We start from the raw sequence: 8,344 nt of genomic DNA on the forward strand, positions 1-8,344 counted from the left end.
AAACTCAGATGATCAAACAAACTCTTCTTGGTTTGGCCGTAGCGATGGCTCCAATGCTTGCGGCTGCGCATTCAAAGTCCGAGGCAACGACACCGGCTGACGGCGCGACTGTCACGGACGTGCCGGAGCTTTCCATGCGGTTCGATGATCCGATGCGCATCATCTCGGTCACGCTGACCTCACCCGATGGCGACGTTAAAATTGAGCGCGAGATAGGTATGGACCCCGCTATGGAGTTCCGCGCTATGCCTTTGGAGGAGCTTGCACCCGGAAGCTATCGTTTCGACTGGCGCGGTATGGCTTCCGACGGTCACCCGATGCAGGGCAGCTTCTCTTTCACGGTAACTGAGTGACCGGACTGGCCCCCATTGACGGTGTTGTCGTCTTGGCCATTCTGGCGAAAGCACTTGGCTACGGTACGGCGCTGCTGGCGATGGGTAACGTCCTGTTCGCCGTCCTCTTTGCAACGCGCGCCGAAGTGTCTGTTTGGCGCCTTGCCAGGCACCTCGCGGTCGGTGCCGCGCTACTCGGTCTCGCCGTTCTGGCTTTGCGTTTCGGCATTAGGGCGGCGCGGATATCCGGGATGGGCTTTGAGGGCGCGACGGACCCAATGATGCTTGGCTTTGTCTGGGACAGTCCACTTGGCACCGCCGCGATTTGGCGAGGAGTGGGTGAACTCGCGATATTGGCAATTTTGCTCCCACGCGTCGGGCAGTGGATCGCTTTGGCGGGCAGCCTTGCCGTTGCGGTTTCCTTTGCTCAGGTGGGACACTCCCTCGGAGAGCCAAGGGGGCTTCTCGCAGTCTTACTGGTTCTGCATCTGCTGGCTGCCGCGTTTTGGGTTGGCGCTCTCCTGCCTTTGCGCAAAGCGGCGCTCACTCCAACCGGGGCCGATCTACTGCACCACTTTGGCAATGTCGCTGCTTACGGAGTTGCCGTCCTGATTGTTGCAGGCGCAGCGCTCGCGTGGCTGCTTTCGGGCTCCGTGACCGCTTTGTTCGGAACGGCCTATGGATTGGTGCTTCTGGTCAAGGTCGTGATCGTTTCTACCCTTCTTGGTCTCGCGGCGCTGAACAAGCTGAGATTTGTTCCGGCTCTCAGGGCTGAGACGCGTGGTGCGACACTTGCTCTACGACGTTCGATTTCAATTGAGATGTTGGCTGTTGTCCTGATCCTGTTTGCAACGGCAACGCTAACCAGTGTGACGACACCTCCCATCAATCTCTGACGGCTTATAGTCCGAAGCCGGAACTGCAAAGCCTTGTTACGAATGTCCGCTTTGGGCTGCCTCCAGTCATAGGCACGGGAAGCAGCGAAGGTCGACTGATTGAGCCTCGACAGCCTATTTGGGTTCCTTCCAAGTCTTCAAAATGAATACCCAACATTCAAAAAGACACTGGTGGCATCGTATTTGTTCTTCAGTTCAGCCACATCCAGCTTTCGGCTGAAGCTTTGAACACCTACTCCAATATCCCATTGTGGAGTGAGTTCGTAGCTCAGCAAGGCGACCGCATCTAGAAACTCGACAGAGTCAAACGAAGTGCCGTCGACACCCAACTGAAATTCTAACCGATCAGACAGTTCATAGCTGGCATGGATGCTCGCATATGGCGCAAAGTCGTTGTTTTCGACTTCTTGATCCAGATTGCCGGAAACAAGTCGCACATAGGTATTTTGAAAGGTCAGACCCCCGCCAACTTTCAAATCGAACCGACCTTCAGGGACGACGTTGTACAGGTAACCGCCACGAATTTCGTTCATAACGTAATCCATCGCAGTTGTCGTGTTTGCCGGGTATACCGTGCCGTCGAACCGAACGGGGTTTGAAAAAGTGCCTTCGTCTCGTACCTCTAGCGGATTTAGGACCGCGTAGAACTCGTGCCGATCAGACATGAAATACTCGAAACTCGCTGCGGAACTTGTGGTCGGGTTTGAAAAGGTATCAAACTGTTCAAGGTCTAGCTGTGAGCCGGTTGAACTGGGAGATCGTACGTCGTTGTTGTCCAGACTGCTCGCGCCGAAGGAGAATGAAAACCTAAACCTGGGTTTGAAGGGTTCTGTCTCTTTTGTCTCTGCCGATTTGCTTGATCCAGTAAGCATCGACACCTGCAAGCCGACTGCATCCTGCGAGACTGTGGGAAGAACCCTGACTCCGTTCTCCAAGGGCGTCGCGTACAACCAATTGCTAAGCATTGCGATACTTGCACCGGCCAGGACATCGTCGGAGAAGTGTTTCTCGGCGCGAACTCGGGTGTAACCGACAAATGACGCTAGCAGATAAGCTGGTACGCCGTAGCTGGATCCGTACCGTGTTTGAAGGAAAGCAGCACCCGAGAATGCAGCTGCGGTGTGCCCCGACGGAAAGGAATTGTCCGCCGAGTAATTGGGGCGCCATTTCTCCACAAGAAACTTAAGGCTCTGAACGGTCAGAAAGGTCGTGCCAACACCCTTTGCGAGCTGTTGTCGCCCCTCCTTGTCGTCCTTAGCATAAGTTATCCCAAGGGCTGCGAGAGGAATTGCCAGTTGAAGAACGTCGCCGACGTCTTCGAGGTCATCAGTCGTGTCACCAGATACAACTGACGGAGAAGACAGTGCACCTAGAGACGCACACAGCACGACCGCAGTTGCTTTTCTTAACATTTCCATAGTTCACGCCTCAACTTGCACCCCTTTGAAACTAGTGGGCAGACTTGTCCTCACGAGTTGGTTCAGCGACCACTACTAATTTGACATGGCATCTAAGATCGCTGGCACGAACTGATGGAATTGCATGGTGGCGAAACGAGGGGTTTCTGCCATTGGGTACGCACCGTTCAAGGCAATGACCGAGTTTGTTTCCTTGTTGATGACGCACATTTGCCCATTGACGCCAATCATAGCCAAAATGCGGTAATCACCTACTTCAAGAACTCTAAATTGATCTTTGTAGTAACCCGGAGCTAGCGCAGATTCCTTGCCCTTGAGCCAAGCGCTGCGTACGGCTTCATTTCCTTCCCAAAGGTCAGAGACAAATTGGGCGGGCAACACTTGCTCCCCAAGTTCGTTCTTGCCTTCATTCAGAAAGATCAGGCCGACACGAGCGAGGTCTTTGGTAGCCATGTTCATGCCTGTAGACCCCATCGCTAGGCCCTTCTTGTCGGACATGAAATGGGCATCTGAAGCGACACCCACCTTCTGTAGAAGGTCCTGCTCAAGAATTGTCGTGAAAGACTCGCCTGTCGCGCGGTCCACGATAAGCCCCAGAAGCTCGCTGTTGACATCCTGGTAGTCGTACTTCTCACCCATTGCGTAGTCTTGCCGCTCAGTGATCAGAGGAAAGAAGTCCATCGTGCCGTTTGGGTAAGCTTCGGACTTTTCCTGACCATAATAACCCTGTGCCTCAGAAAGGCGGGTATCCCAATATTTTTCCGCTGTTCCGGGGGCCAGCACGACCGCAGTTCGCATGTCAGAAATCTCTTGCACCGTGGCGGTTTCGAATGCGGTCCCTGCTAATTCAGGTACGTACTGGATTGCTGGGTCTTCCCAATTAAGCAAACCCTTTCCAACAGCAATTGCCGCGGCCATCGCTGTAAAGGACTTAGAAACCGACATGTCTAGATGCGTGGAAAACTCGTCCAATCCATTTCCGTAGTGCTCATGAATAAGTTCACCATTTTGAATAATCACTGCATTGTGGTTCTGCATCCGGTTCAACAGGAAGTCTCTTGCAGAAATTGGCCCGTCATAATCCTGAACCATTACTTCTTCTAGGTTCAGAACCTGATCGCTTTGGGGCAACTCACGAACATAATCGCCCTTGTGCAGCGTGTAGCTGTGGGAAAACTTGTAGACGTGTGGCATGGCAGAGGCGATGAATTCAGGTGTTTCCCAGTTCTCTCCCGTTAAACCAATTGCTGACGCAGCTTCGATGAATTCAGCGTCCGGCTCTTTAAAGGTTGTCGCTTCAGCACTGACCGTCAGCGCTCCAACCAGAATAGCCCCGAATGCTGTTGTAGGGATGTGTCTCATTGCAAAAAAACCTCTTTGGATCTGTTTGAGCGAACCTTGCAGCGACTGCCTGAAAGGAGTTCGGCGGATATAGGTAGTAGGGAAAACGCTCTCCTGATGGCCTACTCTGTGACATCGACAGTCATCGTATGGGGATTGTCTTGGCGGGTTCACGGCAAGAACCAGGAAACGCCGAATTTGAGCTGCCAGTCATTGCTGTTGTCCGGCGCCTCGGCGAGATAATAGGCACCAACATTCAGGTCGATAGCATTTCCGCCACCCACGACGAACGTCTTCCCGAAGGTCGCTCCGACGGGAACAACCCAGTCGCCTGTGTTCCAATTATAGCTACTCGTATTGGAGTAGCCGACGTAAGAACCTCCGAGGAAATTCTCCAAATTGTAGAAGACTATCGGCTGTATGGTGGTGAGCGAAAAATCATTCTCTCCCCAAAGATGCCCGACCACCCCGCCATAAGACAAATCGCCAGCAAAATTGAACCCAACAAGTGCAAGGCCCGCTCCGTTTCCGGGCCCGTTGAATCCGTCTTCAGCAGTATCGAAAGAGAGTTGGACGCCGTATCCGATCTTGAATGTCCCTGGTTCCACTTCCGGAACATAAAAGGCCTGAACAATGGTATCGCTAAAGCCGAAATCTGTTCCTCCGCCACTGTCGGAAAAGGCGAATTCTGGGAGGCTGGCATCTGCGCCCGCTACACCACCTGGCAAACCAACATAAGGTATCAATCCGCGCAAAATCACATTCGCGGCTTCTCCCTCGAACGTGTAAACTGGCTGAAGCTGAAAATTGTAGGTTGTGCTGTCGCTATTGGGGCCAAAGCCGATTGTGTTATCCGTAAGTAGTGCGGTGACTGCGGCGAGCGGGTCCTGTGCCTTACGTGCCGCCTGACACGCGGCATCGCACTCTTCTTGTGCTTTGGCGAAAGAGGTTAAAAATACCGAGCAGCAAATTCCAAAGAGAACCAGCCTCGAAGGCACACATAGTCGTTTGGCTAGCGTGCTCAACTGAGTTGCCCGGCCCCAGGGCCTAATAATTATGCAAGACAAGGGATGCTCCTAACGTTAAACATACCAGATTCTCCCACGAGATTTTTATAGTTTATTTTCGACTCTTGTCGATAACTTCGAGAGCAGTGGGTTTGGGTTTGGGAAATTGTCGAAGCTGATTTGTCACAAGGTTATAAAATTGCTCATTTTTTTAGCAAGGGTGCGCGTCAGCGACAGCCCGGTATAGCTGAAATCCCAGCCAAAACTCGACTGTTGTCGGCATCGCCATTCTTGGTGTAACCATATCGGTGAAGCTGGACTCGAATAACAAATTCCGCGCTCAGCCAATGGCGCAAAGCACACTTCTCAGATCTGACTGCGCTTCGATTTCATAAGACATGCAGTGCAGTCACTAGAAATAAGCTCAACGGCATCAAGGAAAACAGATGAACAAAATCAATTGTATAGTAGCAGTTAGCTTTCTCCTGTCATCAGCAGCATATGCTCAGTCAATACTGCCTCCAGATCAGGCGTTCCTCGATCAAGTAGAAGGCTTTGGTGTCACCCAAGAAAACTGGGATAGCGGCGAAAACGCAGCCGTAACCTTTCCCAATGCCTACAAGTTCACGCGTCACTACGTTGTTGAACCGAGCGGTGACATTGAGCCCGAGAGCTGGACGGAGTCCAATAGTCTCGACTTGTCCGGACTGACTGCTGAAGACGCTGATGGTCCACTGGATATCGAGACTTTGTTGCGGGACAGGCTCAAGAACCATTCAATGGTAATTCTGAAGGGCGACGACCTGCTGCACCAGCATTTTTGGAACGGGATGGATGAAACATCGACCCACTTGGACATGTCAGTAACGAAGTCCTTCACTGCCATTCTTGCTGGAATTGCTGCGGCCGAGGGTAAACTGGACATGACGGCACCGGTGGAAGCTTATCTGCCAAGGTTCAAAGGGACAGCGTTTGAAGGCGTTTCGCTGCAAGACGTGGCCGACATGAATTCAGGCCTCGACATTCCCACACCGCCCTTTCTTTCGTGGGACCCAAAATTCACCGAGTCTCAGGAATGGAACGGACCCAATGATAGCGGTTTGAACGGCATCGAAGATTACCTGGTTACAATCGCGCAACGAAAATATGAACCAGGCACACATTATCAGTACCAGGACCCCAACACAGAAGTTCTGGGTCTTGCTGTCGAAGCGGCAACCGGTGTTGGATTGGCCGAGTATTTGCAAGACAAGTTATGGTCAAAGCTAGGAGCTGAGGGCGAGGCATATTGGATGGCTGACCCGTCGGGTGCAACAGTTGCTTCCGGGGGATTGAACATGAGAACGCGTGACCTAGCGCGCGTCGGACGCATGATGCTCGCCGGAGGTAAGAACTACGCTGGAGATCAAGTCATCCCTGCCGCTTTCCTGGACGCCCTGTGGATGGGAAACGACAGGGTCCGCGGTGCTTGGAGCAACGGAAAAGAGGCCGTACTCGCGCCAAATGGGTGGTATAAAGATCAGATCCGGATCTTGGAAATTGGTGGCCACAAATTCGCGGCGTTTGTCGGAATACACGGTCAGGTTTTGGTGGTTGAGCCAGAAAGTGAAACCGTCATTGCAATGAACGGTGGCTACCCTCAGACGGAAACAGAACGCATGAATTCCATGATTTTCCTACAGGTTGTTCCAGCGATTCTAGATGAAACAGCAAAGATGTAGGGCAGCTGGAATTTGACGCGCGGGTTCTGATGTTGGTACGGACGTGTCAAATACCAATGGTTAAGACTGTGAATGAAACACTACGCTAAAGGCGAGGAGCGACGATTGAAGTTGATCCTTGCTGCCGAAACACTTCTGGAAAATGAAGACCTTCCAGATATCACCATGCACAGGATCGCGGCAGAAGCCGATATCCCGTCAGGTTCTGCTTACCACTTTTTCAAGGGGGCCAACGAGGTGTTTGCAGCTGCGGCCAGTCGTTTTGGTGAGCAGTTAATCGGAGACATAATCTCGCCCTACTCAGGCACTGCCTTGGAGAATTGGCGTAGCTTGTTTGAACACGCAGCACGCCGGGGCGTTGCTTTGTATCAAAAGAAGCCAGGCTATTGCCGGCTTATTTTGGGGAGTGCAACGGCACCTGCGATCAAGGCTACCGATAGACAGAACGACTTTGAGCTTGGTGCTCAATTCGCGGAACTCATGGACAGCTACTTTGTTTTGCCTGAGATTGACCAACGCGAACTACGTTTCTTCCATGCAATTGAGATATTTGATCTGTTCCTCAGCCTATCATTTCAGAGGCATGGGGCTCTGACACCCGAGATGATCGACGATGGGCTTTCCGCCTCGATCTCATATTTGCGTCAGTTCATCCCAGATCGCATTCCACGCCGAGGCGTTTGACAGCCAGATCCTTTCAAGCACTGTACCTTTCCCGGTCCACTCAAGAGTTTTGTGAGGCACTCATGCGGAATGAACATGCATCTGAGCAACGTGCTCTAACCGTTAGTATGATTGGCACGCTCTTGATGGGGCTGGCGGGTATCGGCGCAGCCATTCTATCGAACTCCCAAGCCATTCTCCTTGATGGGTTGTTTTCATTTGTCGGTTTTGCGGCAGCACTTTTTGCGCGAAGGGTTATTGGAAGAGTCCAACAGGCACCCGACCACATGCGCCCTTTTGGCTACGGGTCGGAGGAGTCAATTTTTACAACATTCAGGGCGCTTTCGCTGCTTGGGGTGGTGCTCTTTGCAATCATCAATGCGCTTCGCAACATTGGCTCATACGCGAACGGTCAGCTGCCGCCACCATTGCAGTTCGAACCCATAGCAGTTTATCTCGCCGCGATCTTGATGACTTGCCTGGTTCTTTGGTTGTTTCACCAGAGAGCCTGGAGGAAAGGCGGAAAGCGCAGTGATATTTTAAAGCTGGAGGCCAATGCGGCTGCCTTTGACGGCGCTGTAACTGCCGCCGCGGGTGTCGGTTTGTTTTTGGTCGCTTCTATAGAAGATGGGCCGTTGGCGGTTGTCGCCCCCATCGGAGATTCTCTGATTGTTCTAATCTTATGTTCGATGGCTGCAATTCGTTACTTTGCGGACTTTCGAGCGGGATTGGCCGAGTTGGCAGGGGTCGTAGCGCCAAAGGCCAGTTATGAAATGGTGTTGGCTGTCGTCAAAGAGCCGATAGCGTCATTTGGAGGCAAATTGGTTGAACTACTGGTTGTAAAAACAGGGAGAAGTCACTCTATCGTTGTCTTGTTTGATCCTCAGCGACCAGTGTCCGCAATTGAAGTGGACACTCTTTCGGATGAACTGGAGCAGAGTCTGCGACAGAAACTTAAACACGCGA

Annotated in this window: 8 protein-coding genes; 5 read left to right on the forward strand and 3 right to left on the reverse strand. The window is 52.3% G+C overall.

Annotated features, from left to right (window positions below; genetic code table 11):
- The first annotated feature begins 8 nt into the window (after positions 1-8).
- Complete coding sequence (locus GS636_RS21850) at positions 9-353, forward strand: copper resistance CopC family protein (RefSeq protein WP_171672739.1); 345 nt, start codon at positions 9-11, stop codon at positions 351-353.
- Positions 350-1,228, forward strand: coding sequence for a CopD family protein (locus tag GS636_RS21855; protein WP_171672741.1), 879 nt, complete (start codon positions 350-352; stop codon positions 1,226-1,228). Before GS636_RS21850 ends, GS636_RS21855 begins: the two co-directional genes overlap by 4 nt.
- 137 nt (positions 1,229-1,365) lie before the next feature.
- Here the strand turns inward: GS636_RS21855 and GS636_RS21860 are convergent, their stop codons facing one another.
- From GS636_RS21860 to GS636_RS21870, 3 genes are all read right to left on the reverse strand, one after another.
- Positions 1,366-2,646, reverse strand: a complete 1,281-nt coding sequence (locus GS636_RS21860; protein ID WP_216602995.1) for a phosphatase PAP2 family protein — start codon at positions 2,644-2,646, stop codon at positions 1,366-1,368.
- 75 nt (positions 2,647-2,721) lie between these two features.
- Positions 2,722-4,008: a serine hydrolase gene (locus GS636_RS21865; RefSeq protein ID WP_171672744.1), complete on the reverse strand. Its 1,287-nt coding sequence runs from the start codon at positions 4,006-4,008 to the stop codon at positions 2,722-2,724.
- Between the two features lie 149 nt (positions 4,009-4,157).
- Entirely contained in the window at positions 4,158-5,012 is an 855-nt protein-coding gene (locus GS636_RS21870; RefSeq protein WP_171672746.1) for a hypothetical protein, read from the reverse strand.
- Between the two features lie 428 nt (positions 5,013-5,440).
- Between GS636_RS21870 and GS636_RS21875 the strand changes: the two genes are divergently transcribed.
- The 3 genes from GS636_RS21875 to GS636_RS21885 all read left to right on the forward strand — a co-directional run.
- On the forward strand, positions 5,441-6,715 hold the full coding sequence (locus GS636_RS21875; protein WP_171672748.1) for a serine hydrolase: 1,275 nt from the start codon (positions 5,441-5,443) through the stop codon (positions 6,713-6,715).
- Positions 6,716-6,787: 72 nt separating this feature from the next.
- On the forward strand, positions 6,788-7,399 hold the full coding sequence (locus GS636_RS21880) for a TetR/AcrR family transcriptional regulator (RefSeq protein ID WP_171672750.1): 612 nt from the start codon (positions 6,788-6,790) through the stop codon (positions 7,397-7,399).
- A gap of 62 nt (positions 7,400-7,461) precedes the next feature.
- The coding region (locus GS636_RS21885) for a cation transporter (RefSeq protein WP_171672753.1) at positions 7,462-8,344 on the forward strand (883 nt) is incomplete at its 3' end.

The sequence above is a fragment of the Ruegeria sp. HKCCD4884 genome (genome assembly GCF_013110855.1).
GTDB lineage: Bacteria > Pseudomonadota > Alphaproteobacteria > Rhodobacterales > Rhodobacteraceae > Ruegeria.

Bases quoted from the DNA above. Each gene is read 5' to 3' on its own strand.
- GS636_RS21865 (WP_171672744.1), bottom strand. From the start codon at position 4,008: ATGAGACACATCCCTACAACAGCATTCGGGGCTATTCTGGTTGGAGCG.
- GS636_RS21880 (WP_171672750.1), top strand. From the start codon at position 6,788: ATGAAACACTACGCTAAAGGCGAGGAGCGACGATTGAAGTTGATCCTT.
- GS636_RS21850 (WP_171672739.1), top strand. From the start codon at position 9: ATGATCAAACAAACTCTTCTTGGTTTGGCCGTAGCGATGGCTCCAATG.
- GS636_RS21875 (WP_171672748.1), top strand. From the start codon at position 5,441: ATGAACAAAATCAATTGTATAGTAGCAGTTAGCTTTCTCCTGTCATCA.
- GS636_RS21860 (WP_216602995.1), bottom strand. From the start codon at position 2,646: ATGGAAATGTTAAGAAAAGCAACTGCGGTCGTGCTGTGTGCGTCTCTA.